Below are 25,883 nucleotides of genomic sequence, written 5' to 3' on the forward strand. Positions count from 1 at the left end.
CGCAGGGCGGTCCGCCGACGCGGCTCCCGCTTGGCCTGCCGTCGCAGATCGGCGGCCGTAGCGATGTCGGTCCGGATCTCGACGGCACGCGTCATAGGCTCCCCCCGGTTCAGGGGAAACAGCGAATCACGTCCGCCGGCCCGTGAAAACCCTCCACGAGTCAAAACCTAAGCGTGGCGGTATTACAACCCGTTCTTCCAGCACCATCTGCGCGGACTCGGCATCGGCCTCTACCGGATGGAAGAGCTCGCCCGGCCGCCCTTCATCCTGCGGCCCAACGGCGGCGTTCCGGTCGTGCTCGATGCGAGCGAGGAGATCAGGTTCCTCGCGCCCGACTGGCTGCGGCGCCTGCGCGAGCTCGCCATCGCGGTGCGCGCCTGCGGCGAGCGCACGGCGCAGATCTCGCTCTACCGCGCCGGAGGATCGGGGTTTCCGGATGCTGAGCTGCGGCCGCTACGCGACATTGGCGGCGATCTACCGGCGCCACCTGGCCGGTACGGGGGGGCTTGCCCGCGCGACCACCGGGTCGATCGGGCGCTCGCCCGAAGCGGCGTCGGCACCCCGTCGGCCCGCGAGCGCCAGATCATCGGGCTCATCCTCGAGGGACGCTCCACCCGCGAGATCGCCCGGTCGCTCGCCTTCGCCGAGGAGACCGTGCGCACCCACCGCAAGCACGCCTACCAGAAGCTCGAGGTCGGCTCGCGCGTCGAGCTCCTGTCGCGCTGCTTCTTCGAGGGCCCGCCCCCGGCGGGGCGCCGGCCTGATGCCGGCCCCGGCCCCGCGGGCGGCTCAGCGCCCCTCGCCGCTCCAGCGCACGGCCTCGGGGCGCAGCCGCCCATCCTTGGCGTCGTCGACGAGCTGGCGCTTGAGCACCTTTCCGCTCGGCGTCATCGGCATCTCGTCGAGGATCAGGAAGTACTCGGGCATGTCGTAGCGGGACAGGCCTTCGCGGGCGAGATGAGCCAGCATCTCCCCGGCGACGATGGACCGCTCTGCGACCGGGATGACCGCAAGGCAGACCTTCTCGCCGAGGCGCGTGTCGGGCACCGCGAAGGCAGCGACCTTCGCGACGTCGGGATGGCGGATCGCCAGGTCCTCGATCTCGACCGGGTAGATGTTGTGCCCGCCGCGGATCACCAGGTCCTTGGCGCGCCCGACGATCTCGATGTCGCCGTTCCCGTTGATGCGGCCGAGATCCCCGCTCATCAGGAAGCCCTGGCTGTTGAAGGCCGCCTCCGTCGCCTCCTGGTTGCCGAAATAGCCCAGCATCAGCGAGGCGCCGCGCCCGCCGATCTCACCGATCTCGCCCGGCGCGGCCTCCACCTCGCGGTCGTCGCTGCGCCAGATCCGGATCTCGTAGCAGGGCAGCGCACGCCCGCAGCAGCGGCCGACGGTGCCGGTCATCGTGCCGACGTCGTCGGTGCGCAGAGTCGTGGTGTGATGTTGCCCCTTAAAGACCGGACAGGGCCTCCTGGGTTGATCGGGCGATGAACTCGCGCGGCGAGCGGTAGCCCAGCGCGCGATGAGGGTGAAGGTCATTGTAGTGCGCCAGCCAACCGGGAAGCTGGCGCAGCACGCTTTCGGCATCCGGCAGGACCGAGACGCGCACGTAGTCACGCTTCAGGGTTCGCACGAACGCCTCGGCCATGCCGTTACTCTGCGGGCTCTCCAGCGGTGTCGTTTTCGGCACCAATCCGAGGTCGCGGGCGAACCGGCGCGTGTCACGGGCCAAGTAGCAGCTGCCATTGTCGGTCAGCCACTCGATGGGGCTCGGCAACTGGTTGACCGGCCCGAAGCGATGCTCGACGGCCGCCACCATGAGGTCGCGCACATCCTCGCTCGTGATGCCCGCTGTGGTCGCCACGTAGCTCATCGCTTCCCGGTCGCAGCAGTCCAGCACGAAGGCGACCCGCACCCGCTCACCGTTCTCAGCCGCGATCTCCAGCCCGTCCGAGCACCAGCGCGTGTTGCGCACGGCCACCGCCACCTTGCCCTCGTGACGACGCGTCTCGGCTCCGCCCGCGGGTCGCTGGAGCAGGAGGCCGTGCACCTTCATGACCCGGGAGACGCGCTTCACGTTCGGCGCGGGCCGGCCGTCCTGCTCGGCCTGGCGGCGCAAGAGGGCGTGGACGCGCCGGTAGCCATAGGTCGGAAGGTCGGCGACGAGAGCCTGGATCGCCGCCAGAAGCTCGACGTCAGGCGCGGGCGGGCGCCCCCGCCGTCGCGCCACGGTCTGCCGAGAGGAGGCCAGATGCGGGCGCGAGACGCCCAATGCTGAAGCGACCGCGCTCACCGGCCGTCCCCTGGCCACGAGGTCACGCGCGAGGGCAACTTTTTGGGGGCGGCGACGCGCTCCACCGCCTCGCGCAGGATCTCGGTCTCCATCGTCTTCTTACCCAGGAGCCGCTGCAACTCACGGATCTGCTGCTGGGCAGCCCGAAGCTCGGAGGCGGGCACCACCTCCTCGCCAGCCCCGGCGGCCGTGAAGGCGCCGCGGGCCATCAGCCGACGCCACGTGAACAACTGGTTGGCGTTCAGCCCGTGGCGGCGGGCGACGAGCGAGACGGAGTGGCCGGGCAGATGCGTCTCCTCGACGAGGCGCACCTTCTCCTCCGTGGTCCAGTGCCGACGGCGCTGGACGGAGGTGATCACCTCGACGCGCTCGGTGCGGGGCGGGTTGTTGGAACTCACCATAGCGTCGGTCATAGGCACACACTTCCATAAGCGTGAGCCCCTGTCCGGTCATTTTGGGGGCTACTTCATGGTGTGCGAGCCGCCCTCCGTCATGCCGTAGGTGTTCTGCGGCACGATCCCCATGGCGAGAAAGCGGCGCGCTACCTCGACCGGGATCGTGGCGCCCGACATGTAGAAGCTCTCGACGCGCCCGAGCCTCGTAAGGCCGCGGCGAGCCATCTCCTGCTGGATGTCGATCGCGTGGGTCGGCACGCCCATCACGTGGGTCGCGCCGGTCTCGACGATGCGGTCGAGGGCGCTGACGCCGCCGCGCGGGTCGTGCGTCACGTAGCGGCATCCAGTGACGAGCGCGATTTCGACGCCGATGGTCGCGAGGTGGTGGCTGAGCGGGCCGAGGCAGTAGATGGCGAGGTCAGGTCCGAACCCCCAGTCGGCGACGATGGCGCGGCCGTTGGCGAGCAGCGTGTTGTCGCTGTGGATCACCGCCTTCGGCTGGCCGGTCGTGCCAGAGGTGAAGGCGAGGTAGGTGATCTTGTCCGGGTTGAAAGCCGGCGGCGGAGCCTCCCCACCGCGGGGCTGCGGGAACGCGTGCGTGCCGGCCGGCCGCAGCGCGGCGGCGCCGAGGGCGTAGATGCGGCGCAGGCCCGGCGCGCCGGCCATGGCGGCAACGATGTCGGCCCTGTCCCCGTCGGCGCCGTGGCCGGGCTGGACGAACAAAGCCGCCACGGCGATGCGGTGCATCAGGGTCGCGACCTCCGCCGTCGTATGGTTGACGTGGAACGAGAGCGACGCGACGTAGCCGTTGCGCGAGCAGGCCAGCAGAACGACCACCATCTCGACCCGGTTGGGCGACCACATCGCGACCCGCTGCCCGGGCCTGATCCCGGCCGCGTGCAGGTCCGCCGCCACGGCATCGGCCCAGTCCACCAGGTCGCGCCACGACAGCCGACGCACCGCATCCTCGAAGGCGGGGGCGCCAGGACGCTCGGCGGCGTGGCGCGCAGCGTGCCCATAGAGCGTCTCGTCGCCCCAGAGATTGCTGGCGTGATACGCCTGCGCGAGCGCGGGACTATGAAGCGTTAGAATTGTCGAAGACATGAACCTCTCCGAAAGTACCGGGGACGGGCAGGTTCCTCCCCGGCGGAGCGCTGCAGCGCGACGATAATTTGTGGATCGGCGGGCGCCACACGGAGTCCGCTCTCCCTGCAATGAGCGGCGTGTCGTCCAGCGCATTGCGACGAGCGCCCATACGCACGACGATTTCATGCCGTTCCGCCAAATGTCAGAACCGAACGTTCAGCCCAGTGTACTGGAACAATCCTCAAGCGAACACCAGGCGTCAGTACCGAATTTCTTGGCGGTCGCCCTGGACACTCAGAGTCGTACTGCTCGCGACCTGGATCGCCTGGCAAGACGCTTTGGCGCCGTCCCCATCGCGGTCGAAGGCTGCCGCCCTCGCTCCCGCGACACGCGGTGGACCGCCATGGTTCTTCCAATGGCGGACCTTTCCCCCCTGGTTACAAGGAACCGGCGGCCATCGAGATTGTCCATGGTCTCCGCTTCCTCGGTGAATCGGGTGGGGTCCGAGAGATGCGACGCGGCCGCTGCCCCGCAGGCGCGAGGCTTCAGATTCCCGGTGGTTCGCGTCCACGAGGCGGTGGACATGCCCCGCGCCGCGGCGTCCAAGCGCACCGTTTCGGCGGTCCTAACTAATCGGACCCGTGTAGTTCTCTAGGATTTGCCATGCCTCCTCGCCGAACTTCTGCCGCCACTCCTTGTAGAATCCTGTTTTCTGCAGCACATTCCGGAAAGTCATGGCCTCGACGTCGGAGATCTTCAGTCCATCCGCGGTCAGCTCCGCTTCCAGACTCGCATTTTGGCCGGCGATGTCCTTGCGCTGGTCCAGCGCTGACTGATTGAAGTTTCGCCGGATGACCTCTTGAACATCGACCGGTAGGGCGTTCCAGCGCCGCCGGTTGGCGAGGAGCCAGTAGCCGTCCCACATGTGGTTCGTCTTGCTCAGGTACCTCTGCACCTCGTAGAGCTTGGCCGCCTTAATGATCGCGAACGGATTCTCTTCGGCGTCAACGATCCGGGTCTGCAGCGCCGTGTACAGCTCTGCGAAGCTGATCGAGGTCGGCGATGCGCCGAAGGCCCGGAAAATAGACGTCCAGAGCGGGCTCGGCGGCACCCGGATCTTCAAACCGCGTAGATCGTTCGGCGTTACGATCGGTGCGATATTCGACGTCATATGCCGGAATCCGTTATCCCAGGCCTTCTCGAAGACGACGAGTCCCGTCTTCTCGATCTGACCGCGTACGTGCTCGCCCAGTCGCCCGTCCAGGGCAGACCACAGCTGGTCGTATCCCGACCACGCGAAACCGATCCCGCTGATAGCGGCTTCGGGAACCAGCGTCGACAGCACCAGCGGCGAGAACGACAGAAATTCCAGAGCGCCCGAGCGCAACTGGCTCAGCATGTCCATGTCGCCGCCGAGCTGGCTGCTCGGAAAAACTCGTATCTCGACCTTCCCAGACGTTTCGAGATGGACTCTCTCCGCCGCCTCGCTGGCGCGAATTGAGAGCGGGTGCGTTGCGGGGAAATTGTTGGCGTATTTCAGGACTAACTCGGCGCCGTGGACATTAGGGATACGCAGAACTGACGGCGCGCAAACCGCCGTCTGCACCGTCAGCTTGAGCAAAGACCGTCGGTCCATGTCGTCCTCCCTGTCATTGTTGGCTCGAAGACGGTTGGGTTGGCTCGATCCGCCGAGTTCGCGTCTTCCCGTATCCGGTCCGCTAACTGGACCGCCCGACACGCGAGGACGCACGGCGTACTCGCGCGCTCAGCATCGTCGGCGCTTGACGACGCTACGCCACGATTGTTGAGCAACGGGCATGCCAGCCCTCTGTGGGCATGGCCGCACCGCTGACCCTGGCCCGCCTGAATTCACCCGCCCTTCGGCGGTGGGTGTCGGGATGCCGTCCCACTCCTGATGGACGTCCCTCTGATCCGGATAATGTACGGCAGCCTGTTTCTGGCTCGTACACTCACCGTCGTCGACTGCCTGCACCGGAGACAGATGGGACCCGATATCGTGAGTGTGACGGATCGTCCGGCGGCGCTTGCCAGCGCCAGCATCCCCAGCCACGGAGGGATGACTGGCGCGGTCAAGAAAGCAGAGTTCAGGTTCCATCATCACGCTGGTCGCGTCGAGGCTTGCTCCTGTTCATCTGCCTGAGTGGGATGAAAGAGCCTGGAGGCGTGAGATTCGATCCGTCGCGCCGCTCGCCGGCGACGTCGCCTAGCACGTCGCTACCTCGCCGAAGTGCGTCAGCCCGGGCCTGCGCATCACCGACGTCATGGTGCCGGGAACGGGCGAGGTTGTGCGGCTCGCGGCCGAATTGCGGGCCATCCGCATGATGGCGACTGACGGCGGCGCTCGCCTCGCAGTGCGTCGTCGAGGGAGAACCCGCCGCAGTCATCACGGCCATCCGGCAGGAGAACATGACCCGGCAGACGCTCGCGAGGCCCTGTGGGATTTCGACGTTCGCGCGCATCCGTGCAGGCGACACCTCCGGCTAAGGATCCCGGAGCCGTAGCGGCGCGACGAACTCGCTGCCCATGCGCGGCAACTCGGGCTGACGGGTCAACCCCAGCGACGCCTTCGGTCGCCTCGACGCCGAAGACCATCCGCGTGTCTCTCGGCTCAGCCTCCAACGCGAGGCCTTGCAATACGGTCTAATCCTGCTCGCGATGCTGCTGGCGCATCCGCCAGGCGCGATCTCGACTGTCGACTGACACAGCCGGCCCTTGAGGAAGCGGGCAACCGGCCGGATGTCCCAGCCTATTGCTCGCTCCCGCCGACGCACCATCGGTTAAAGTGGCGCAGCCCGAGGAGTATGTCACCGCCAGGCTGCGACCGACGCGGCGCCTGCCCCGCCATCTCGGCGCTGACCTCCTCGATCGTTGTCCGCCGGGCCACGGCGCAGTGATGCAGGAAGGCGAAAGCCTCGGCCTCACTCCTGGCGCGGCGGGTCATCATGCCGACGACGGCGCCGACCACGAACAGTCGTGAACGAGTCCGCTCCTCGAACTGGGCAAGCCGCTGGCTGGCCTTGCGCCACCGCTATCCGGCATGCTGGGCCCTCCTCGTCTACGGCTACGTCCACAGCTTTGCCGAGTGCCGCGGCCAGGTCGCCGGAACGATGTCAGGCGGCGAGCATCAGCAATTCGCCATTTGTCGGGGCACTGGTGGGCAGCCTGAGGGCGTGCAGCCGTCGATCGTACAGATGATCTTCCGGGTGCCGCGAGCGGCCAGCGACGTGGTGGGAACCACCATCGTGTTCGTAGAGCAGAACCCTGGCGCGTTCCTGTCAATCGTCGAACATTACTACATGGAGGATAAGGGCCGGGTGACAGCCGAACTCGGCCGCGACGCCATCACGACCAAGGCGGTGCGCGGCTACCTGATGATCCGACGCTGCCCCGGCCCAGGACGCTTGACGCGGTATGCCAAGCTCTCAGGGGATGATGCGCTGCGCGCGCAAAGCGTCGAAGTGCCGGAGGAACATCTCCTGGCTGTCCTGTGACTCGGTGAAGCCGTAGCGCCGAGCCTTCGTCGTGGAGGACATCACGTCGAAGTCAGGCGCGAACACGAAGTTGCCGTAGCCCCATCCGACCAGTTGCTCGTAGGGTATGGCACGCAAGCCGTGTTCCTCCGTGAGCCTGTCCCAGAGGGACTTCTTGTCCGCCATCATGTGCACGAGGTCGATCTTCTGCGGCTGCGCCACTTCCATCCCGAAGTAGTCGGCGATCGCCGGCCACATGTCGCGCCAGCGGAAGACGTCGCCGTTGGTGATGTTGAAGGGCTCGTTCGCCGCGCCGGCCTCGGTCGACATCCACAGGCAGGCGCGCGCTAAGAGGTCACTGTCGGTGACGTTGTAGAGCGCCGCGGCATTGGCCTCCGACCCGGGATGCCGCAGGGGCAGGCCCAGGGCCTTAGAGATCGTGGCGTAGACGGCCAGCACCATCACGAGGTTCATCGGGTTCCCGACGGCGAAGCCGCAGATGCCGTGCGGGCGCGCCGACGACCACGTCCAGGCCTTCCCGGCTTGGCGCGCGACGATGAAGTCCTGCTGGTCGTAGTAGAAGTTCGGCGGCATGTGCCGCGGATCGGTCTCCTTCGCCGGGGTCTTGAACGGCCCGAGATGGTTGCCGTACCATTTAGTGCCGTGCATCAGGTTGACGTGACGCAGCCCCTGCGCCGCCGGCTCCACCGCGTCCATGAGGTTCCTCAGTAGCGCCATGTTCGGGGCGACCATCTCCGACCACGACGGCCCCTTGATGTAGGCCGAGTAGAAGACGTGGGTCACCGCCTCGAGCCCGCCGAGCTGACGCCTCGCCTCCGCCGCGTCCAGGAGGTCAACCGACAGGTGCCGGTAGTCGCCGTCCACATCCGGCTTGCGGCGCGATACAGCGACGACGTCCCAGTCTGGATCGGCGGCGAGCCGCTTCAGGAGATTGCGCCCCACCACCCCGGTGGCGCCGGCGACGAGCGCCGTCTTCTTGGTGTCTCGCGTCATCGAGTTCCCTCCCGCTCCGCTTCGAGCCTCGTTCCGCGCAACGTCCCTCAGGCCCGGTCCCGGCGCAGCGAGCAAAGGTGGGCATAAATCCCGATCGCGCAGGCCGCCGCGTCCGCGCCGCTCTCGGCGGTCTCCTGCCGCAGGCGGGCGGCGACCGCCTGCGCGCCCGTCGCCCTGAGGCACTCGATCACGATCGCGGCCGGGACGCTCGCATCGGGCCCGTCGCGCCCTTCCATCTCGCGCGTTCCCGGCGGGGTCTGGCGCTCCGCCGCCTCCCAGAGCCGAACCCGCGCGATGCCATCTCCATCCCGCGACGCCTCCGCCAGCACCCGGGCGAGGGCGCGGGCTGGCCGTGCATCCGACAGGCGCAGGGTGACCGCGACGGCACCGGTCAGGTCGCCCTCCGACAGAGTGACGTCGCACACCGTCCGCACCATCCCGCGGAAGGACCGCATAGCCTGCCGGGTCCATTCGGTCGGTGCGTTCAGGCGGTCGAGGTAGGGCCTCGAGGCCAAGACCGCCGGGTCGTCGACCTCGTAGAACGTGAAGTAGCGCCGGTCGGCGTCGACGGCTTCGTAGCGGTGCCCCGCGCGAAAGCCGGGAACGCCCACGCGCTCCTGGAGGTGCTCGCGGCGATACCAACGCTCGTAATGCTCTCGCCCCTCGGGCGCGCAGTCGTTCCAGATCGCGAGGATGCCGACCATGGGTGTCCTGCCCTGTCCGCTCGTCGCCGATCCGCGACCGGAGCTGCTGAGTCGTCGAGGCGGCGGGCCGGATGGGCCGCCCGTCCCGTATTGCCCGTCCCGGGCAGCAACCGCCGTGCCAGGGCGGCGTCGGGCGCGCCCGGAAGGCACGTCCGGCCCGGCCTTCGCGGCGGCAAGCGATTGTCCGGCAGACGAGCCGCCTCGATCCGGGGGCCGAGAAGGAGGGTCCGGGGTCGGATGGCTCCCGGCTGGCGTGGCACGGAAGGTGATGGGCGACTGGGCGGGCCGCCGGGGGAAGTCCCACCTTCGCAGCGGTGACAACGGCGGCCGAGCACGGGAGGAAGGCGATGGTACGTCTCGAGGGCAAGGTCGCGATCGTGACCGGTGCCGGTTCGATCGGCCCCGGTTGGGGCAACGGGAAGGCCGCGGCGGTCGCCTTCGCCCGCCAGGGCGCGAGGATCGTCGCGATGGACCTCGATGCGGAGGCGGCGCGAGAGACGGCCGACCTCGTCCACGGCGAGGGAGGCAGCTGCCTCGCCATCCAGGGCGATGTCGCCGATGCGGCCGCCGTCGCCCACGTCGTGGCGGCGTGTCGCGACGCCTACGGGCGGATCGACATCCTGCACAACAACGTTGGGATCATTATCCCCGGCGGCGCCGCCGAGATCGCCCCCGACGACTGGAACCGCGCCCTCTCCGTCAATCTCACGGGCATGTACCTGACCTGCCGCTCCGTCCTGCCGGTCATGGAGGCCCAGGGCGCGGGCGCGATCATCAACGTCTCCTCGACCGCCGGCATCCGCCACCTCGGCTTCAACTACATCTCGTACTCGACCACTAAGGGCGCGATCCTCGCCTTCACGCGCTCAATCGCGCTTGAATGCGCGCGACGCGGCGTCCGCGCGAACACGATCCTGCCCGGACTCATGGACACGCCCATGGTCCAGCACGCGTTGCGGGGCGAGTACGGCGAGGCCGACCTGCTGGAGATCGCTCGGCAGCGCGACGAACGATGCCCGATGGGCTTCACGGGCAATGCCTGGGACGTTGCCCATGCGGCAGTCTTCCTCGCCTCCGACGAGGCGCGCTACGTCACGGGGGCGGAACTGGTCGTGGATGGCGGGCTGACCTGCCGCAGCGCGTAAGGCCGGGCGCCGGATCGCGGGGGGCTTCGCTGTCTCCGCCGCGGTCAGAGCGGACGACAGGTGACCGCCCTGACGACACTCAAGGTGTCGGCGGATGTTAGATCCCGCTGGACCGCCGCGCCGGCGGCGCAACGGCCGGGCATGGCACGGCCGTTGCGCCGCCGGAGGGTCCGGACAGCGGCCACGGATCAGGCCGCATCCCGGGCGTGAAGGAGGAAATCAGTGATCAGGCACCTGCTTTGTCCGCTCGCCCTGGGCGCAATGCTCGCGGCGGGACCGGGCCTCGCCCAGGTCTCGGACGACTTGGTCAAGATCGGCGTGCTGGACGACATGTCGGGGCCCTACGCCGACATCCAGGGACCGGGCGACGTCGTCGCCGTGCGCATGGCGGTCGAAGATTACGGCGGCACCGTCCTCGGTAAGCGCGTTGAGGTCGTGGAGGGCGACCTTCAGAACAAGACCGACGTCGGCGCCGCCATCGCGCGGCGCTGGTACGACGTCGACAAGGTCGACGTGATCGTCGGGATCGGCCATTCCGGCACCGCCATCGCGGTCCAGGGCATCGCCCGCGAGAAGAACAAGATCAACATCGCGACCTCGGCCGGGTCGACGGACATCACGGGCAAGTACTGCTCGCCCAACGGCATGCATTGGGTCTACGACACCTATGCGCTCGCGAACGGCACGGCGACTGCCGTCGTCAAGCAGGGCGGCGCCGACAGCTGGTTCATCCTGACGGCCGACTATGCCTTCGGGCACGCGCTCGAGCGCGACGCCTCCGCGGTCGTGGCCAAGCTCGGCGGCAAGGTGGTCGGCAAGGTCCGGGCGCCGCTCAATTCCGGAGACTTCTCGTCATTCCTGCTTCAGGCGCAGAGTTCCGGGGCGAAGGTCATTGGCCTCGCCAATGCCGGCAACGACACGATCAACACGATCAAGCAGGCGAGCGAGTTCGGCATCGCCGCAGGCGGGCAGAAGATGGCCGGCCTGTTGGTCCTGCTCACGGACATCCACGCGGTCGGTCTCAAGGAAGCGCAGGGTCTCCTCTTCACGGAGGCGTTCTACTGGGACCAGAACGAGGAGACGCGGGCTTTTTCCAAGCGCTTCCAGGCCCGGCACGGCAAGCCGCCGACGATGTTCCAGGCAGGGATCTACGGCGCGACCATGCATTACCTGAAGGCCGTGAAGGAGGCCGGGACCGACGAGACGCAGGCCGTGCTCGCGGCGATGCGCAGGATGCCCGTCAACGACTTCATGACGAAGAACGCGACCATCCGCGAGGACGGCCGCCTGATGCGCGACATGTACCTGCTCGAGGCGAAGAAACCGTCCGAGTCGAAGGGAGAGTGGGACCTCATGAAGGTCGTGGCCACGATCCCGGCTGAGCAGGCTTACAGGCCGCTGGCGCAGAGCGAGTGCCCGCTGGTCAAGAAGTGATACCAACGCCCCAAGATGCTGACGCATCGACGTCGATCTCGGGCAAGCCCGAGATCGACGAGGCCGTGGAGCCATCTCGAATTTCCGACGCAGAGCCGGAGGCTTGGCGACAACTCGAAAACGGAACCAAAGGTCGTTTGCGATGACCTTTGGCGTGACGCCGCGGCCCCCCGGCGGTCAGGCCTCCTCGCCGAGTTCGGCGAGGAGCTTGTAGAGGTAGGAGCGGGAGATGCCGAGTTCCTCGGCCACCCGCTTCTTGTTGCCCTTGAGCCGGACCATGGCCTCGCGGACGAGCTCGGCCTCGGTCCGGGCCGTGGCATGGCGCAGGGTGTGGCCCCCGAGCGGCAGCGAGGGGAGCGGAGCCTCCCGGGCGGCGCCCCTGCCGCAGCTCACGGCGTCGACCGTGATGCGACCGTTCTCGGCAAAGACGAAGGCGCGCTCGACCTCGTGCCGCAGCTGGCGGGCATTGCCGGGCCAGGACTGCTCCATCCAGTAGGCGATGGCAGCGTCCGCGACTTCCGGCTCCGGCCGGCCGTGCCGCTCGGCCACGTCGCGCAGGAAGTGAGCCACGAGCATCCCGATGTCGTCGCGCCGCTCGCGCAGCGGCGGAACCACGATCACGATCGGCGAGATGCGGTAGTAGAGATCGAGGCGGAAGGTGTTCTCGGCGACGAGCGCCTCGAGGTCGCGGTTGGTGGCCGAGACGAGGCGGAAATCGACCTCCCGCGCCCGCTCCCCGCCGATGCGCTCCACCATGCGGTCCTGCAGCACGCGCAGAAGCTTGGCCTGCACGTCGAGAGGCGTCTCGCCGATCTCGTCGAGGAAGATCGTTCCGCCGGCGGCCTGCTCGAACTTCCCCTTGCGCCCCTTGCGGTCCGCGCCCGTGAACGTGCCCGGCTCGTAGCCGAAGAGCTCGGATTCGACGAGGGTCGCCGGAAGGACCGCCGCGTTGATCATTACCAGCGGCTCTTCGCGCCGCGGGCTCAGGCGATGGAGCGACTGCGCGACGAGTTCCTTGCCGGTCCCGCTCTCGCCCTGGATCAGGACCGGGATCTCGAGGGGCGCCACCTTGACGATTTCGCCGCGCAGCCTGCGCATCGCGGCGCTCTCGCCGATGAGGGCGTCGAGGCCGTAGGCGCGCTTCTGGAGCGCCGCCGCCTTGCTGCGGTAGAACTCGACCTCGCTCTCCAGCGCCTTAATGCGCTGGCTCATCGCCTCGACCTGCTGCGGGCCCTTGAACATCACCCGCCCGACCGCGCCGACGATCCGGCCGTCGCGCCGGATCGGGACGCGCGAGACGATACGCTCGAAGCCGCGCATCTTCTGGAGCTCGCCGACTTCCGGCTTGCCGTGCTTGACCACCTGGTTAAGCCGCGTGTTCTCGATCACCCGCTCGACGGGCTGCCCGTTCCCCTCCCCGGGCTTGAGGCCGAAGAACTTCTCGTGAATCGCCGAGATGTAGACGAGCCGGGCGTCCGCATCGATGACCGTCATGGCGTCGAACGGGTCGGTGATCATGTGGGAGATGATGTCGAAAGCGATGTCGACGGAGCCGACGAAGTCGAGGACGGGTGCGGGAGCGCGGTGGAGCAGGACGGCGTCGCCGCCCTCGAACGGGACGGTGACGACCACGTAGGTCTGCCGGTCCAGGGTCAGCGTCGAGAGGCGCTGGCGCCGCGCATCGGTCATCCAGGCCGCGTCCGAGGCGAGCGAGCGCACGCGCGGATCGCGCCCGAGCGCCGCCGAGAAGGCGACCCGGCCTTCCGCATCCGTCACGACGATGCCCTGGAGCCCGTGCCCGTCCATGCTCGCCATCATCCGGCCTTCACTGTCCACAACGACGACACCCTAGCAGGTGATTTGTTCGAATCAAAGACACCAGATGGGGTCCCGGCCGCATCTGGGTCGACGCTGCGGCGGAGCCAGGAGGGGGCCGGCGCCGCAGCGACGTGGCGGACAAAGCCTCGTAGTGCCAGAGAGTTGGAACGGTGTGCCGGCCGGCTGGACGGCGGCGGTGTCCCACGGCGGCACGTCCGCTGGCACAGCCGTTGCAAATTCTGGTCTCGGGAGGTCCAAGAATGAGCACGAATTCGTCCGTGACGCGCGAGAGCGCGGGAGACGTCCCGCCAGCTGACCTGCCGCTGGCGGACTTGCCGCTGGCGGACCTGCCGCTCGTCCAGCCGGGACGCGGCTTCGACCTACTGCGCGGGATCCGCGTCCTCGACCTGACGACTTCCGTCGCCGGTCCGTTCGCCACGATGCTGCTGGCCGATTTCGGCGCCGAGGTGATCAAGGTCGAGCGGCCCGGATCCGGCGACGACGCCCGGGCCTGGGGACCGCCGTTCCTCGACGGCGAGTCGCTCTGGTTCCTGTCGGTCAACCGCAACAAGCGCAGCATCGCCCTCGATTACAGCACCGAGGAGGGCCGGGCGGTCCTGCACGACCTAATCCGGCACAGCGACGCGATCCTCCTCAACCAGCCGCCGCGCGTCGCGCGCAAGCTCGGCCTCGATCCCGACAGCGTGAAGGCGCTGCGGCCCGACATCGTCTACACTGCGATCACGGGTTTCGGGCTCTCCGGAGAGCGCGCCGACTGGACCTGCTACGACCTGATCGCCGAGGGCTATTCGGGCGTCATGGACGTGACCGGCCCCGGCGGCGGCGAGCCGCAGAAGGTGGGCACACCGGCCGCCGACATGCTCGCCGGCCAGGACGCCGCGCTCGCGACGGTCGCCGCCCTGTTCGCCCGGCAGGCCGGCGGCCCGGGCCGGGTGATCGACGTCGCGCTCGTCGATTCCATGACCCGCTTCCTCACCTGCCGGATCGTGCCGTATCTCGGCTCGGGTGAGGTCCCGACGCGCTCGGGCGGGACCGACAGCGTCATCGCGATCTACCAGGCCTTCGACACCGCGGACGCGCCGATCACCCTCGGCCTCGGCAACGACAACCTCTGGTCGCGATTCTGGCAGGCAGTCGGGCAGCCGGAGGTCGCGGCCGAGCCGGGCTTCGCCTCGAATGCCGAGCGGCGGGCCCGGAGGCCCGAGATCGTCGCCCGCATCGGAGCGATCCTGGCGACGAAGCCGCGGGCGCACTGGCTGTCAGTGTTCCGCGCCGCCAGGATCCCGGCAGGGCCGATCAACCGCGTCGACGAGATCGCGGCCGATCCAACCATGCACGGGCGCGGCATGGTCTACCGCGTCGAGCGGGAGGACGGCAGCGCGGTGCCGCAGGTCGGCACCGGCATCCAGCTCGACGGCGCCTTCAACCGGCCGCGCTCGGCGCCGCCGCGCCTCGGCGAGCACTCGCAGGCTGTGCTGGCCGACGTGCTCGGCTACGATCGGGACAAGATCAGCCGCCTCGCCGCGGCGGACGTCATCTAGGGAGGGACATGTGGCCCAAGAGACCTCAGCCTACGAGACCATCGTCTACGAAGAGGACGGCCCGATCGGCACGATCACCCTGAACCGTCCCCACGACGGGAACATGTTCACGGTGGCGATGTGCCACGAGATCCGCGACGTCTTCAACGTGATCCGGCGCGAGACCCGAACCCGCGTGATCGTCGTGACCGGCGCCGGCGACAAGTTCTTCTGCATCGGTGGCCGCAAGGAGGGCATGGAGGATACCCTGCTCTACGCCGGGGTGCTGCCGACCCTCGAGATGTACGAGGCGATCGAGAAGTGCCAGAAGCCGGTCGTCGCCTCGGTGAACGGCTTCGCGGTCGGCGGCGGCAACGTGCTGCAGATGCTGTGCGACTGCACAGTCGCGAAGGCGAGTGCGATCTTCCGCCAGGTCGGGCCGATGATGGGCTCGTTCGATGCCGGCTACGGCACCTGGTACCTCGAGGACATGGTCGGCAAGAAGAAGGCCAAGGAGATCTGGTTCCGCAACCCGAAGATGACCGCCGAGGAGGCGCTGTCGCTCGGGCTGATCAACAAGGTCGTCCCCGACGACCGGCTGAAGGAGGAGACCCGCGCCTTCGCCCTCGAGATCGCCGACCGGGGCGCCTTCGCGCTCGCCTCGGTCAAGGCCGCGTTCAACGCCCGCCACGGCGGCGTCTCGGGCCTGTCACGCATGGCCCACGACCTCCTGCTGCGCACCTACCTTGACACCGAGGAGCACCACGAGCTCGCCGCCTCGATGGCCGAGAAGCGCAAGCCTGACCCCTCGAAGTTCGGGCACTGAGACGATGCGGCCCTACCTGACGTTGCACCACCCAGCGCAAAGTCGCCGCTACTACGCGCTAGGGTCCTGGCGGGACGAGACGCTGTACGCGCTCCTCGCCCGCCACGCCACGGCGCGGCCGGGCGCTCCCGCCCTGCGCGACGGGCGCCGGCTCCTCACCTACGCCGAGCTCCTGGCCTGGGTCGACGGCGTGGCCGGCGACCTCAGGATCCGGGGCCTGCGCGGCGGCGACCGCGTCTCAGTCTGGATGTCGAACCGCGCCGAGGCCGTCGTCGCCCTGCTCGCCTGCTCGCGCGAGGGCTTCGCCTGCAACCCGAGCCTGCACCGGACCCATACCTGCGCCGAGATCGGCCAGCTCCTGCAGCGCCTGTCCGCCCGCGCGGTGCTGACCGAGGACGGCTGGGGCGCCGACCGCGCGACCGGGGACCTCGACGCGGTCCTCGCCGGGATCGAGACCCTGCGCGTGCGCTACACACCCGAGACCTTCCCGCGGCCGGGATCGGCGCCCGGGCCGGCGGTCGCCGATCCCGACAAGGTCGCTTACCTGGCCTTCACCTCGGGGACGACCGGCACCCCGAAATGCGTCATGCACTCGGACAACACGCTGCTCGCCAACGGCCGCGAGCTCGTGCGCGACTGGGGCCACGGCCCCGACACCGTGCTCTACAGCCTGTCGCCGCTCTCCCACCACATCGCCTGGGTCGGCGTCGCCCAGTGGCTCGCGGCGGGCTGCCTGTTCGTCGTCGACGACCCGCCCGAGGGCATGAGCCGGCTCGATTTCATCGTCGCGACCGGCGCCACCTACGTGCTCGGGGTGCCGACCCACGCCATGGACATCCAGGCCGAGCAGGTCCGCCGCGGCATCGCCCGACTCGGCCGGGTCGCGGTGTTCTACATGGCGGGCGCCTCGATCCCGCCCTCGGTGGCGCAGGCCTTCCTGAGCCAGGGGATCAAGCCGCAGAACATCTACGGCATGACCGAGAACTCGTCGCACCAGTACACCCATCCGGGCGACGACGAGACCACGGTCACGACCACCTGCGGCCGGGGCGGGAGCGCCTACGAGGTCCGCATCTTCGACCCCGCCGACGACGACCGCGAGCTTCCCGTCGGGTCGGTCGGCCAGATCGGCGGGCGCGGCGCGGCGCTGATGCTCGGCTACTTCGACAACCAGGCCGCGACCGAGGGCAGCTTCAACCACGACGGGTGGTTCCTCTCGGGTGACCTCGGCGCCCTCGACGCGCACGGGAACCTGCGGATCGAGGGGCGCCTCAAGGACCTGATTATCCGCGGCGGCCACAACATCCATCCCTCGCATATCGAGGCGCTGGCCCTGCGCCACCCGGCGGTCGAGCGGGTGGCGTGCTACCCGGTCGCCGACGAGCGGCTCGGCGAGCGGGTCTGCGTCGCCGTCATGGGCGAGGTGGAGCCCGACGACCTGCTCGCGCACCTCGCCGCGGTCGGCCTGTCGAAGTTCGACATGCCCGAGTACTTCCTGCGCCTCGACGCCTTCCCGCTGACGCCGAGCGGCAAGGTCCTGAAGCGCACCCTGGTCGAGGAGACGCGCTGCGGCGCGCTGATCCCGACCCCGATCCGCTACCGCACGACAACCGGAGCCGCCGCATGAGCGTGGACCTCACCCGGCGCGAGGAATTCGCGCTGCTCACCCTGAACCGCCCGGAGGCGCTCAACGCGCTCTCCTTCGCGATCCTGCGCGAGATCGGCCAGGCGCTCGACGAGGTCGCGACCTGGCCGGTGCGCGCGCTCCTCGTCGCGGGCGCGGGCGGCAAGGCGTTCTGCGCCGGCGCCGACATCAAGGAGCTGCGCGACCGTCCCCTCCTCGAGACGAAGCGCGGCGCCGAGTTCGGCCAGGGCGTGTTCGAGAAGATCACCCGGCTGCCGATGGCGTCGGTCGCGGCGATCGGCGGCTTCGCGTTCGGGGGCGGGCTCGAGCTCGCCCTCGCCTGCACCTTCCGGCTCGCCACGCCGAACGCCCGGATGGGGCTGCCCGAGATCAAGCTCGGGCTCATCCCCGGCTACGGCGGCACGCAGCGCCTGCCGCGGATCGTCGGCGAGGCCCGCGCCCTCGAGATGATCATGACCGGCCGGACGGTCGGGGCCGAGGAGGCGGAGCGCATCGGCCTCGTCAACCGCCTCGTCGAGGGCGACCCCGTGGAGGCGGCGACCGCCTTCGCGCGCGAGTTCTCGGGCTTCGGCCTGCCGGCGCTGGGCTTTGCCCGCGAGGCGGTGTCCCGGGCCCTCGACAACCCGGTCCACGAGGGCCTGCGGATCGAGGCCGACCTCTCGACCCTGGCCTTCGGCACCGGCGACGCGGCGGAGGGCATGGCGGCCTTCTCCGAGAAGCGCAAGGCGCGGTTCACCGATGCCTGACGCGCGGAACGGACAGATCGTCGTCACAGGCGCGAGCCGCGGCATCGGCGCGGCGATCGCCCTCGAACTCGAGCGCCGCGGCCTGGCGGTCGTCGCCCTGTCGCGCTCCGGCGCGGCACCCGCCGGGCACGGCATCGCCTGCGACGTCGCGGACGAGGCGTCGGTGCGCGAGGCGGTGGCGCAGGCGGCGCGGCGGGGGCCGATCACCGGCCTCGTCAACAATGCCGGCCTCCACGAGGCGCATCCGGCCGCGAGCCTCGCGACCGAGGCCTTCGAGCGCACGATGCGCCTCAACGCCACGGCGGTGTTCGTCGCCGCCCGCGAGGTCTATCCCCACCTCAAGGCCGCGGGCGACGGGCTGGTCGTCAACATCGGGTCGTTCTTCGACAAGATGGCGGTGCCCGACAACGTCGCCTACTGCGCCTCGAAGGCCGCGGTCGGCGCGATCACCCGCTGCCTCGCCGCCGAGTGGGCCCGCGACGGCATCCGGGTGCTCGACGTCGCCCCCGGCTACATCGAAACCGACCTCAACCGCGACTATCTTGCGAAGGACAAGGTCAGGGCGTGGCTGGAGCGGCGCGTGCCCGTCGGCCGCCCCGGCCGGCCCGAGGAGGTCGCCCGCCTCGTCGGTGTCCTGTTCTCCGAGCGCATCGGCTTCCTCACCGGCGAGACGATCTACCTCGACGGCGGCCAGGCCATCCACCACTGAGAAGCCTCATGAAGATCTTCGACCAGCTCGACCGCAGCCGCGGATGGACCGAGGACGAGGCGATCGTCCTCGACCAGGTCCGCCGCCTCGCCGACGAGGTCATCGCGCCCCGCGCCGAGCACCACGACCGCGCCGGCACGTTCCCCTGGGACAACGTCTCGGCGATCAACGAACTCGGCCTCAACGCCATTTTCGTGCCCGAAGCCTATGGCGGCGCGCCGATGTCGTTCCGGCTCTATCTCGAGGTGGTGAAGCTGATCTCGGAGGCCTGCGCCTCCACCGGCATCATCTACGCCACGAACTTCCACGGCATGAAGCCGCTGATCGAGTTCGGCACCGAGGAGCAGAAGGCCCGACTCCTGCCCTGCATCGCGGAAGGCGGCCTCGGCTCGCTCGCGATCACCGAGCCCGGCGCCGGCTCGGACGCCACCGGGATGCGCACCCGCTTCACGCCGGACAGCGACGACATCGTCGTCGAGGGCGGCAAGACCTTCATCACCTCGGGTGACGTCGCCGACCGCCTGCTGCTCTTCGGCAAGTGGAGCGAGATCCCCGAGGCCCGCGAGGCGATCTCGGTGCTGATCCTCGAGAAGGACACGCCGGGCTTCGAGACAGTGCGGCTCGAGGAGAAGATGGGGCACTGCGCCTCCTCGACCGCGACGATCGCGTTCAACGGCTGCCGGGTGCCGCGCGCCAACCTGATCGGTGCGCCGGGCGAGGGCCTGCGGATCCTGCTCGCCTCGCTCAACCGCTCGCGCCCGAGCATCGCCGCCCACGCGCTGGGCATCGCCCGGGCGGCGTTCAAGGACACGGTGCGCTACGGCAACGAGCGCAAGCAGTCCGGCAAGCGCGTCCTCGACTTCCAGGGCAACCAGTTCCTGCTCGCCGATCTCGCCAGCGACCTCGCGATGACGGAATCCTGGCTTGACTACGTCGCCGGGCTGGTCGACGGCGGGGCGAGCGATTTCGGCGTCGAGGCGTCGATCGCCAAGATGAAGGCGTCGGACCTCGCCATGCGGATGACCACCGAGGCGGTGCAGCTGCACGGCGGCTACGGCTACTGCCGCGACTACCGCGTCGAGCGCCTGATGCGCGACGCCAAGATCACCCAGATCTGGGAAGGCACCAACCAGGTCCACCGCCAACTGATCGGCCGGAGCTTCGTGACGCGATGAGCAGCATCAGAACGGTCGCGGTCTGCGGCGCCGGGGGCACGATGGGCGCGGGCATCGCCATCGTCGCCGCCCGGGCCGGCTTCCGCACCATCTCCTACGACGTCGCCGAGGCGCCGCTGGCGCGGGCAGCCAAGCAGACGGCCGGCTTCTTCGGCAAGTCGGTCGAGCGCGGCAAGATGACGGCCGAGATGCGCGACCGCGTGCTCGGCTCGATGAGCCACACCACCGATCTCGCCGCGCTCGGCGAGGCCGACCTCGTGATCGAGGCGGTGTTCGAGGACCTGTCGGTCAAGCGCGGGCTGATGGAGCGGCTCGACGCGGCCTGCCGCGAGGACGCGATCTTCGCCTCGAACACCTCGACCCTGTCGATCACCGAGATCGCCTCCGGCTCGAAGCGGCCGGAGCGGGTGGTGGGCATGCATTTCTGCCTGCCGGCGCAGCTCATGAAGCTGATCGAGATGTCGCCGGGCCTCCTGACCTCGGACGAGACCTTGCGGGCGGCCTGGGCCTGGACCGAGGCCTGCGGCCAGGTGCCGGTGCGCACGCAGGACAAGCCCGGCTTCATCCTCAACGCCCTCCTGGTGCCCTTCAACAACGACGCCATCCGGGCGGTCGAGGCCGGCGTCGCCAGCCCGGCCGACATCGACGCGGCGATCAAGGCCGGCCTCGGCTACAAGATGGGGCCGCTCGAGCTCATCGACCTGATCGGCCTCGACACCCAGGTGCGGCTCTGCGAGGCCTTCTACCCGGTGACGCTCGACCCGCGGGCCGCCGCCCCGCCGCTTCTGCGCCGCATGACCGCCGCCGGCCTGCTCGGCCGCAAGTCCGGCCGCGGCTTCTTCACCTACGACGGCAACGCGATGTTCGGGGGCTAGGGATGCGCTACGCGATTCTGAAGGCCGGCGAGAGCCGCTCGTTCCCCGACGGCGACCCCTTCCTGGCGGGCGCCGCGGGCGAGGGCGACGTCGTGGTGTATTGCGGCGTGCCGTACGAGGCCGATCCCGGGAAGACCGCGATCCTGGTCGAGCTCGGCGACGAGAGCCTGGGCACCCATACCGGCGAGGCGATGGGGGGCGAGGGCTCGAACGTCGTCGGCTTCGCCCGCTACCGCAACGGGCGCGACGCTCCCTCGAACCTCGTCGAGCTGGTGCGCCAGGACGCGACCAGCGAAGCGGCCCTCGCCGCGGCGCGGGCGGTGTTCGAGGCCGCGGGCCTCGCCGTCGTCGTCTGCACCGACCAGGCCGGGCGCATCATCGACCGGCTCGTGCGCCCGAAATACAATGCCGCCCTGCGCTTCCTCGACGAGGGGCTCGCGACGCAGAAGGATATGGACCTGACCTGTCGCCTCGGCCTCGGCTACCCTGACGGTCCGATCGAGCGGGTGGTGCGCGGCGGCCTCGACCTGCATCATGACGTAACCAGGGCGCTGTTCGAGACCTATGGCGGACCCGGCTACGCCCCGGCCCGCCGGGCGGTCGTCGCCGCACGGCGCCGGACGCCGTGACGGCGCCGTGCGTGCCTGACGGGGAGCGCGGCCTGCGGGGCCGGGTTGTCCTCGTGACGGGCGCCGCCTCCGGGATCGGACGGGCGCAAGTCCTACGCTTCCTCGAGGAGGGCGCCCGGGTCGTCGCGACCGACCGCGACGCAGGCGGTCTTGCCACCCTGCCCGGCGCAGGCGACGGGTGCCTGACCGTCGCCGCGGACGTGACGTGGCGCGAGGACGTCGCGCGGCTCGTAGGCACGGCGGTCGAGTCCCATGGCCGCATCGACGTCCTAAGCAACACCGCCGGGATCCTCGACGGATTCGCCCGCTCCCTCGACACCAGCGAGGAGTTGTGGGAGCGGGTCTTCGCGGTGAACGTCACGGCTGTGTTCCGACTCACCAATGCGGTGCTGCCCGGGATGCTGGCACAGGGGCGCGGCACGGTCGTCAACGTGGCCTCGGTGGCGAGCTTCGTCGCCGGCGGCGGCGGAGCGGCCTACACGGCGAGCAAGCATGCGCTCCTCGGCTACACGCGCCAGCTCGCCTCCGATTACGGCCGCCGCGGCATTAAGGTGAACGCCGTCTGCCCGGGCCTGGTCGAGACCGGGATGACCCGGGAGCGGCTGGCGGAGCCCGAGTCGCGGTTCATGAAGGCTGCGACCGCCGTGCCGTCCGGCCGCTATGGCCAGCCGGACGAGATCGCTGCCGTCGCGGTCTTCCTCGCCAAGCCAGACTCCGACTTCATGCAGGGCGCCGCCGTGATGGTCGACGGCGGCCTGACGATCCGCTGACGCGGCGGCCGGACGACGAGCGTCCGGCCGCCGCAATCACGCCTGGCGCGACAGCGCGAGGAAGCGCGCCAACCGACCGAGCCCATCGCGCAGCTTGTCCTCGGAAGCCGCGTGGCACCAGCGGAGCCAGCCCCTCCCCTCGAGCCCGAAAGCGTTACCCGGCGCGAGGCCGAGGCCGACCTCGTCGACGAGGCGGCGGGTGAGCGTCACGGCGTCTTCGTAGCCGGCGATGCGGAAGAACCCGTACATCCCCCCGCCGGCCTCGGGCAGTTCGACGCCCTCGTGCGCGCCGAGCCCCTCGGCCAGAATCGCCCGGGTGCGCCGCAGATGCGCGCGCAGCGACGCGATCACCGGCTCGCCGCCGCGGAGCGCCGCGTCGGCGGCGCGCTGGCTCGGCTCCGGGACGCAGGCGGTGTTGTACTCGATGAGCTTGACGAAGGTATCGACGATGTCGGGCGGCACCACGATCCAGCCGATGCGAAAGCCCGTCATCAGCCACGCCTTCGAGAAGCTGTTGACCGAGATGATCCGGTCGCCCGGCCGGTAACGGGTGAGAAACGACGGCGCGCCGGCCACGTCCGGGTCGTAGGGCAGGCGCTGGTAGACGTCGTCGGCGAAGATCCAGATGCCGTGCCGGCGGCAATGCGCCAGGACGGCGTCGATCGCTTCCTCGGTGATCGTCCAGCCGGTCGGGTTGTTGGGCGAGTTCACCACGAGGGCGCGCGTGCCGGGGGTGAGCGCGGCGAGAAGCCGGTCGAGATCCAGCGACCGGCGGCCGTCCCGCACCGCGAGCGGCACCCGGGTCACCCCCGCTCCCAGGATGCGCGGGATCTCGACGACGTTCGGCCACAGCGGCGTGACGGCGACGACCTTGTCGCCCGGCGAGAGGATCACCTGGGCGGCCAGCATCAGGCCCGAGATGCCGGCGCTGACCACCGCGACCCGCTCGGACTCGATCGGGCAGCCGTGGATCCGCGTCAGGTACGCCGCGAGGGAGTCGCGCAGGTAGGGCCGGCCGAGATTGGGCAGGTAGAAGGTCTCGCCGCTCTCGAGCGAGCGGATCGCGGCCTCCCGGATGAAGGCCGGCGTCGTCTCGTCGGATTCGCCGAACCAGAACGGCAGCAGGCCCTCCCGGCCCATCGCGCCGTTGGCGATCGAGCGGATGAGGGCGGGCGGGATCGCGGCGATCGCGTCGCGCGGGAGAACGGGGGAGGGTGACGCCATCGGGCCGTTGATCCTGGATGCTCATCGCAGGGCGCGCGCGCCGGGCGCGTCGCGGCATTCCAGGCTCTATCGCAGCCGCCGCCGCCGGGACTATCCCCCGCGGGGGGGACCGGCCCCGGCGCCGCTCCGCCCGGATCCTGCCGACGCTCCGACCATCCGCGATGCAGGCCGATCCATTGTCCGGCATGCGTACATCATCACCGGCGGACTGTCCTCACGGACGACAGCTAGCGGGCGGTTCGCACGTCCTCGCGGCGAGCGTCGTCCTTGCGGCGGCTTGGCACGACCCGTGAAAGGTGCGTTCGGCGAGGCGACCGGAAACGCGGGTCCCGGCAAGGGCTCCGCCGTCCGGCGCCGGTCGCGCGTGCGGCCGTGACGCGAGGCGTCGCAGACCGCTGCCCACGTTGCGGATCCCGGCGCCTCGCGGTCCGCGGCCGGGAGACGGTCCCGGGGCGCCGATCGGCGACCCCACCATCGCCCGGCGACGGCACCGATCTCGGGCAGGCGCAATCAGGAGACGTTCGACGATGATCGAGGGACAGGCATCATGAAGGTTCTGGTACCCGTGAAGCGGGTGGTCGACTACAACGTGAAGATCCGGGTCAAGCCGGACGGCTCCGGCGTCGAGCTCGCCAACGTCAAGATGTCGATGAATCCCTTCGACGAGATCGCCGTCGAGGAGGCGATCCGCCTCAAGGAGAAGGGCAAGGCGACCGAGATCGTCGCGGTCTCGATCGGACCGCAGGCCGCCCAGGAGACGATCCGCACCGCCCTCGCCATGGGCGCCGACCGCGGCATCCTGGTCAAGACCGACGCCGCCGTCGAGCCGCTCGCCGTCGCCAAGCTCCTCAAGGCGCTGGTGGAGAAGGAGAGCCCGGACCTCGTCATCCTCGGCAAGCAGGCGATCGACGACGATTCCAACCAGACCGGCCAGATGCTCGCCGCCCTGCTCGGCTGGCCCCAGGGCACGTTCGCGTTCAAGCTCGAGGTGGCCGAGGGCCGCCTCGACGTCACCCGCGAGATCGACGGCGGGCTGCAGACCCTGACCCTGCAGCTGCCGGCGATCGTCACCACCGACCTGCGCCTCAACGAGCCGCGTTACGCGTCGCTCCCCAACATCATGAAGGCGAAGAAGAAGCCCCTCGACACGGTCGAGCCGGAGGCGCTCGGCGTCGACGTGAGCCCGCGACTGAAGGTGCTCAAGACCGTCGAGCCGGGCGGCCGCAAGGCCGGCGTCAAGGTCGCCAGCGCCGCCGAGCTCGTCACCAAGCTGAAGGTCGAGGCCGGCGTCCTCTGACGGACGCCCGCGCTTCCCGCGAACGAAAAGGACGACACGCCATGACCACTCTCCTGCTGGTCGAGCATGCCGGCGGCGCCGTGAAGGACGCCAGCACCAAGGCCCTCACGGCGGCCAAGCAGCTCGGCGCCCCGGTCCACGCCCTCGTGGTCGGCGCCGACGCGCAAGGCGCGGCGGATGCCGCCGCCAAGCTCGACGGGGTCGACAAGGTGCTGGTGGCGGCGGACGCCGCCTACGACCACCTGCTGGCCGAGCCGACCGCCGCCCTGGTGGCGGGGCTCGCCGCCGCCTACGACACCGTGATCGCCGCCGCCTCGACCGAGGGCAAGAACGTGCTGCCGCGCGTCGCCGCCCTCCTCGACGTGGCCCAGGTCTCGGACATCATCAAGGTGGTCGGGCCCGACACCTTCGAGCGGCCGATCTACGCCGGCAACGCGATCCAGACCGTGCAGGCGACCGACGCCAAGCGGGTGATCACGGTGCGCACCGCCGCCTTCCAGGCAACCCCGGAGGGCGGGTCCGCCGCTCCCGTCGAGGCGGCGCCGGCCGGCGCGGCTGGCGAGGCGAAGTCGTCGTTCAAGGGCGAGGAGATCGCGAAGTCCGACCGTCCGGAGCTGGCGGGTGCCCGCATCATCGTGTCGGGCGGGCGCTCGCTCGGGTCGGCCGACAAGTTCAAGGAGTTGATCGAGCCGCTGGCCGACTCGCTCGGTGCCGCGGTCGGCGCCTCGCGCGCGGCGGTGGATGCGGGCTACGCCCCGAACGACTGGCAGGTCGGCCAGACCGGCAAGGTGGTGGCGCCGGACCTCTACGTCGCGGTCGGCATCTCGGGGGCGATCCAGCACCTGGCCGGGATGAAGGACTCGAAGGTGATCGTCGCCATCAACAAGGACGAGGAGGCGCCGATCTTCCAGGTCGCCGATTACGGCCTCGTCGGCGACCTGTTCCAGGTCGTGCCGGACCTGCACGAGCAGATCCGGAAGTCGGAGGCGTAGGGACCGGGTCTTCCAAGCCCGGATCTTCCAAGCAACGAGGCTCGCCCGGGCGGAGCCGGGCGAGCCTCACGATC

The 25,883-nt window shown here is 69.7% G+C and carries 23 protein-coding genes and 1 pseudogene; 15 read left to right on the top strand and 9 right to left on the bottom strand.

Translation table 11 applies throughout. From position 1 onward, the window contains the following. Nucleotides 1-237: 237 nt before the first annotated feature. Nucleotides 238-705: pseudogene (locus tag MFF64_RS38240) on the top strand (helix-turn-helix transcriptional regulator); the annotation flags it as partial. An 84-nt stretch (nucleotides 706-789) separates the two neighbouring features. Here the strand turns inward: MFF64_RS38240 and MFF64_RS31200 are convergent. From MFF64_RS31200 to MFF64_RS31220, 5 genes are all read right to left on the bottom strand, one after another. Further along, on the bottom strand, nucleotides 790-1,404 hold the full coding sequence (locus MFF64_RS31200) for a class I adenylate-forming enzyme family protein (RefSeq protein WP_238193288.1): 615 nt from the start codon (nucleotides 1,402-1,404) through the stop codon (nucleotides 790-792). 46 nt (nucleotides 1,405-1,450) lie between these two features. Further along, nucleotides 1,451-2,694 (bottom strand): IS3 family transposase gene (locus tag MFF64_RS31205; RefSeq protein WP_438823111.1). Its coding sequence is split into 2 segments (ribosomal slippage): nucleotides 1,451-2,350 and nucleotides 2,353-2,694, totalling 1,242 coding nucleotides; the frame shifts between segments, so codons are not numbered across the junction. 60 nt (nucleotides 2,695-2,754) lie between these two features. Further along, on the bottom strand, nucleotides 2,755-3,792 hold the full coding sequence (locus tag MFF64_RS31210) for a class I adenylate-forming enzyme family protein (protein ID WP_238193289.1): 1,038 nt from the start codon (nucleotides 3,790-3,792) through the stop codon (nucleotides 2,755-2,757). Between the two features lie 607 nt (nucleotides 3,793-4,399). Further along, nucleotides 4,400-5,410 carry a TRAP transporter substrate-binding protein gene (locus MFF64_RS31215; protein ID WP_099900752.1) on the bottom strand — a complete coding sequence of 337 codons (1,011 nt, stop codon included), beginning with the start codon at nucleotides 5,408-5,410 and terminating at the stop codon, nucleotides 4,400-4,402. A gap of 469 nt (nucleotides 5,411-5,879) precedes the next feature. Then, complete coding sequence (locus MFF64_RS31220; protein WP_238193290.1) at nucleotides 5,880-6,254, bottom strand: hypothetical protein; 375 nt, start codon at nucleotides 6,252-6,254, stop codon at nucleotides 5,880-5,882. Nucleotides 6,255-6,737: 483 nt separating this feature from the next. Here MFF64_RS31220 and MFF64_RS31225 point away from each other — a divergent pair, with 483 nt between their 5' ends. Next, entirely contained in the window at nucleotides 6,738-7,286 is a 549-nt protein-coding gene (locus MFF64_RS31225; protein WP_238193291.1) for a P-loop NTPase family protein, read from the top strand. Here the strand turns inward: MFF64_RS31225 and MFF64_RS31230 are convergent. Continuing rightward, on the bottom strand, nucleotides 7,218-8,279 hold the full coding sequence (locus tag MFF64_RS31230) for an SDR family oxidoreductase (RefSeq protein WP_238193292.1): 1,062 nt from the start codon (nucleotides 8,277-8,279) through the stop codon (nucleotides 7,218-7,220). The genes MFF64_RS31225 and MFF64_RS31230 overlap by 69 nt on opposite strands. A 47-nt stretch (nucleotides 8,280-8,326) precedes the next feature. Continuing rightward, nucleotides 8,327-8,983 (bottom strand): hypothetical protein, encoded by a 657-nt coding sequence (locus MFF64_RS31235; protein WP_238193293.1) that lies wholly within the window; start codon nucleotides 8,981-8,983, stop codon nucleotides 8,327-8,329. A 347-nt stretch (nucleotides 8,984-9,330) separates the two neighbouring features. On the opposite strand from MFF64_RS31235, the gene MFF64_RS31240 reads away from it, so the two are divergent. Together MFF64_RS31240 and MFF64_RS31245 are read left to right on the top strand one after the other, a co-directional pair. Further along, nucleotides 9,331-10,128, top strand: coding sequence for an SDR family NAD(P)-dependent oxidoreductase (locus MFF64_RS31240; RefSeq protein ID WP_238193294.1), 798 nt, complete (start codon nucleotides 9,331-9,333; stop codon nucleotides 10,126-10,128). A gap of 225 nt (nucleotides 10,129-10,353) precedes the next feature. Next, nucleotides 10,354-11,562, top strand: a complete 1,209-nt coding sequence (locus MFF64_RS31245; RefSeq protein WP_238193311.1) for an ABC transporter substrate-binding protein — start codon at nucleotides 10,354-10,356, stop codon at nucleotides 11,560-11,562. Between the two features lie 177 nt (nucleotides 11,563-11,739). Here the strand turns inward: MFF64_RS31245 and MFF64_RS31250 are convergent, their stop codons facing one another. Beyond that, nucleotides 11,740-13,368, bottom strand: a complete 1,629-nt coding sequence (locus tag MFF64_RS31250; RefSeq protein WP_238193295.1) for a sigma-54 interaction domain-containing protein — start codon at nucleotides 13,366-13,368, stop codon at nucleotides 11,740-11,742. A gap of 272 nt (nucleotides 13,369-13,640) precedes the next feature. Here MFF64_RS31250 and MFF64_RS31255 point away from each other — a divergent pair, with 272 nt between their 5' ends. The 9 genes from MFF64_RS31255 to MFF64_RS31295 are packed head-to-tail and all read left to right on the top strand — an operon-like array spanning nucleotide 13,641 to nucleotide 22,296. Next, nucleotides 13,641-14,942, top strand: coding sequence for a CaiB/BaiF CoA transferase family protein (locus tag MFF64_RS31255; RefSeq protein WP_099901277.1), 1,302 nt, complete (start codon nucleotides 13,641-13,643; stop codon nucleotides 14,940-14,942). Nucleotides 14,943-14,952: 10 nt separating this feature from the next. Further along, entirely contained in the window at nucleotides 14,953-15,747 is a 795-nt protein-coding gene (locus tag MFF64_RS31260) for an enoyl-CoA hydratase-related protein (protein WP_238193296.1), read from the top strand. Between the two features lie 4 nt (nucleotides 15,748-15,751). Continuing rightward, the gene (locus MFF64_RS31265; protein WP_238193297.1) at nucleotides 15,752-17,374 is read left to right on the top strand and encodes a class I adenylate-forming enzyme family protein; all 1,623 of its coding nucleotides are present in this window, start codon (nucleotides 15,752-15,754) and stop codon (nucleotides 17,372-17,374) included. After that, a complete protein-coding gene (locus tag MFF64_RS31270) occupies nucleotides 17,371-18,138 on the top strand; it encodes an enoyl-CoA hydratase/isomerase family protein (protein ID WP_099901444.1) in 768 nt (255 codons plus the stop codon). The genes MFF64_RS31265 and MFF64_RS31270 overlap by 4 nt, the downstream gene beginning before the upstream one ends. Continuing rightward, nucleotides 18,131-18,847, top strand: coding sequence for an SDR family NAD(P)-dependent oxidoreductase (locus tag MFF64_RS31275; protein ID WP_238193298.1), 717 nt, complete (start codon nucleotides 18,131-18,133; stop codon nucleotides 18,845-18,847). The genes MFF64_RS31270 and MFF64_RS31275 overlap by 8 nt, the downstream gene beginning before the upstream one ends. An 8-nt stretch (nucleotides 18,848-18,855) precedes the next feature. After that, entirely contained in the window at nucleotides 18,856-20,022 is a 1,167-nt protein-coding gene (locus tag MFF64_RS31280) for an acyl-CoA dehydrogenase family protein (RefSeq protein WP_099902268.1), read from the top strand. Beyond that, nucleotides 20,019-20,897, top strand: a complete 879-nt coding sequence (locus MFF64_RS31285; RefSeq protein ID WP_099902270.1) for a 3-hydroxyacyl-CoA dehydrogenase family protein — start codon at nucleotides 20,019-20,021, stop codon at nucleotides 20,895-20,897. The genes MFF64_RS31280 and MFF64_RS31285 overlap by 4 nt, the downstream gene beginning before the upstream one ends. 2 nt (nucleotides 20,898-20,899) lie before the next feature. Then, nucleotides 20,900-21,526: a 3-hydroxyacyl-CoA dehydrogenase family protein gene (locus MFF64_RS31290; protein WP_238193299.1), complete on the top strand. Its 627-nt coding sequence runs from the start codon at nucleotides 20,900-20,902 to the stop codon at nucleotides 21,524-21,526. 11 nt (nucleotides 21,527-21,537) lie between these two features. Further along, nucleotides 21,538-22,296: an SDR family NAD(P)-dependent oxidoreductase gene (locus MFF64_RS31295; protein ID WP_238193300.1), complete on the top strand. Its 759-nt coding sequence runs from the start codon at nucleotides 21,538-21,540 to the stop codon at nucleotides 22,294-22,296. A gap of 36 nt (nucleotides 22,297-22,332) precedes the next feature. Here the strand turns inward: MFF64_RS31295 and MFF64_RS31300 are convergent, their stop codons facing one another. Next, entirely contained in the window at nucleotides 22,333-23,520 is a 1,188-nt protein-coding gene (locus tag MFF64_RS31300; protein WP_238193301.1) for a pyridoxal phosphate-dependent aminotransferase, read from the bottom strand. Nucleotides 23,521-24,067: 547 nt separating this feature from the next. Here MFF64_RS31300 and MFF64_RS31305 point away from each other — a divergent pair. Beyond that, complete coding sequence (locus MFF64_RS31305; RefSeq protein WP_099900395.1) at nucleotides 24,068-24,817, top strand: electron transfer flavoprotein subunit beta/FixA family protein; 750 nt, start codon at nucleotides 24,068-24,070, stop codon at nucleotides 24,815-24,817. Nucleotides 24,818-24,858: 41 nt separating this feature from the next. Further along, a complete protein-coding gene (locus tag MFF64_RS31310; protein WP_238193302.1) occupies nucleotides 24,859-25,809 on the top strand; it encodes an electron transfer flavoprotein subunit alpha/FixB family protein in 951 nt (316 codons plus the stop codon). Nucleotides 25,810-25,883 lie beyond the last annotated feature (74 nt).

It is taken from the genome of Methylobacterium frigidaeris, assembly GCF_022179185.1.
GTDB classification, from domain to species: domain Bacteria; phylum Pseudomonadota; class Alphaproteobacteria; order Rhizobiales; family Beijerinckiaceae; genus Methylobacterium; species Methylobacterium frigidaeris.

Coding starts and splice junctions, on each gene's coding strand:
- MFF64_RS31200 (WP_238193288.1), bottom strand. CDS start 1,404: ATGACCGGCACCGTCGGCCGCTGCTGCGGGCGTGCGCTGCCCTGCTAC.
- MFF64_RS31210 (WP_238193289.1), bottom strand. CDS start 3,792: ATGTCTTCGACAATTCTAACGCTTCATAGTCCCGCGCTCGCGCAGGCG.
- MFF64_RS31215 (WP_099900752.1), bottom strand. CDS start 5,410: ATGGACCGACGGTCTTTGCTCAAGCTGACGGTGCAGACGGCGGTTTGC.
- MFF64_RS31220 (WP_238193290.1), bottom strand. CDS start 6,254: ATGCGCGCGAACGTCGAAATCCCACAGGGCCTCGCGAGCGTCTGCCGG.
- MFF64_RS31225 (WP_238193291.1), top strand. CDS start 6,738: ATGCCGACGACGGCGCCGACCACGAACAGTCGTGAACGAGTCCGCTCC.
- MFF64_RS31230 (WP_238193292.1), bottom strand. CDS start 8,279: ATGACGCGAGACACCAAGAAGACGGCGCTCGTCGCCGGCGCCACCGGG.
- MFF64_RS31235 (WP_238193293.1), bottom strand. CDS start 8,983: ATGGTCGGCATCCTCGCGATCTGGAACGACTGCGCGCCCGAGGGGCGA.
- MFF64_RS31240 (WP_238193294.1), top strand. CDS start 9,331: ATGGTACGTCTCGAGGGCAAGGTCGCGATCGTGACCGGTGCCGGTTCG.
- MFF64_RS31250 (WP_238193295.1), bottom strand. CDS start 13,368: ATGGACGGGCACGGGCTCCAGGGCATCGTCGTGACGGATGCGGAAGGC.
- MFF64_RS31255 (WP_099901277.1), top strand. CDS start 13,641: ATGAGCACGAATTCGTCCGTGACGCGCGAGAGCGCGGGAGACGTCCCG.
- MFF64_RS31265 (WP_238193297.1), top strand. CDS start 15,752: ATGCGGCCCTACCTGACGTTGCACCACCCAGCGCAAAGTCGCCGCTAC.
- MFF64_RS31270 (WP_099901444.1), top strand. CDS start 17,371: ATGAGCGTGGACCTCACCCGGCGCGAGGAATTCGCGCTGCTCACCCTG.
- MFF64_RS31275 (WP_238193298.1), top strand. CDS start 18,131: ATGCCTGACGCGCGGAACGGACAGATCGTCGTCACAGGCGCGAGCCGC.
- MFF64_RS31280 (WP_099902268.1), top strand. CDS start 18,856: ATGAAGATCTTCGACCAGCTCGACCGCAGCCGCGGATGGACCGAGGAC.
- MFF64_RS31285 (WP_099902270.1), top strand. CDS start 20,019: ATGAGCAGCATCAGAACGGTCGCGGTCTGCGGCGCCGGGGGCACGATG.
- MFF64_RS31290 (WP_238193299.1), top strand. CDS start 20,900: ATGCGCTACGCGATTCTGAAGGCCGGCGAGAGCCGCTCGTTCCCCGAC.
- MFF64_RS31300 (WP_238193301.1), bottom strand. CDS start 23,520: ATGGCGTCACCCTCCCCCGTTCTCCCGCGCGACGCGATCGCCGCGATC.
- MFF64_RS31305 (WP_099900395.1), top strand. CDS start 24,068: ATGAAGGTTCTGGTACCCGTGAAGCGGGTGGTCGACTACAACGTGAAG.
- MFF64_RS31310 (WP_238193302.1), top strand. CDS start 24,859: ATGACCACTCTCCTGCTGGTCGAGCATGCCGGCGGCGCCGTGAAGGAC.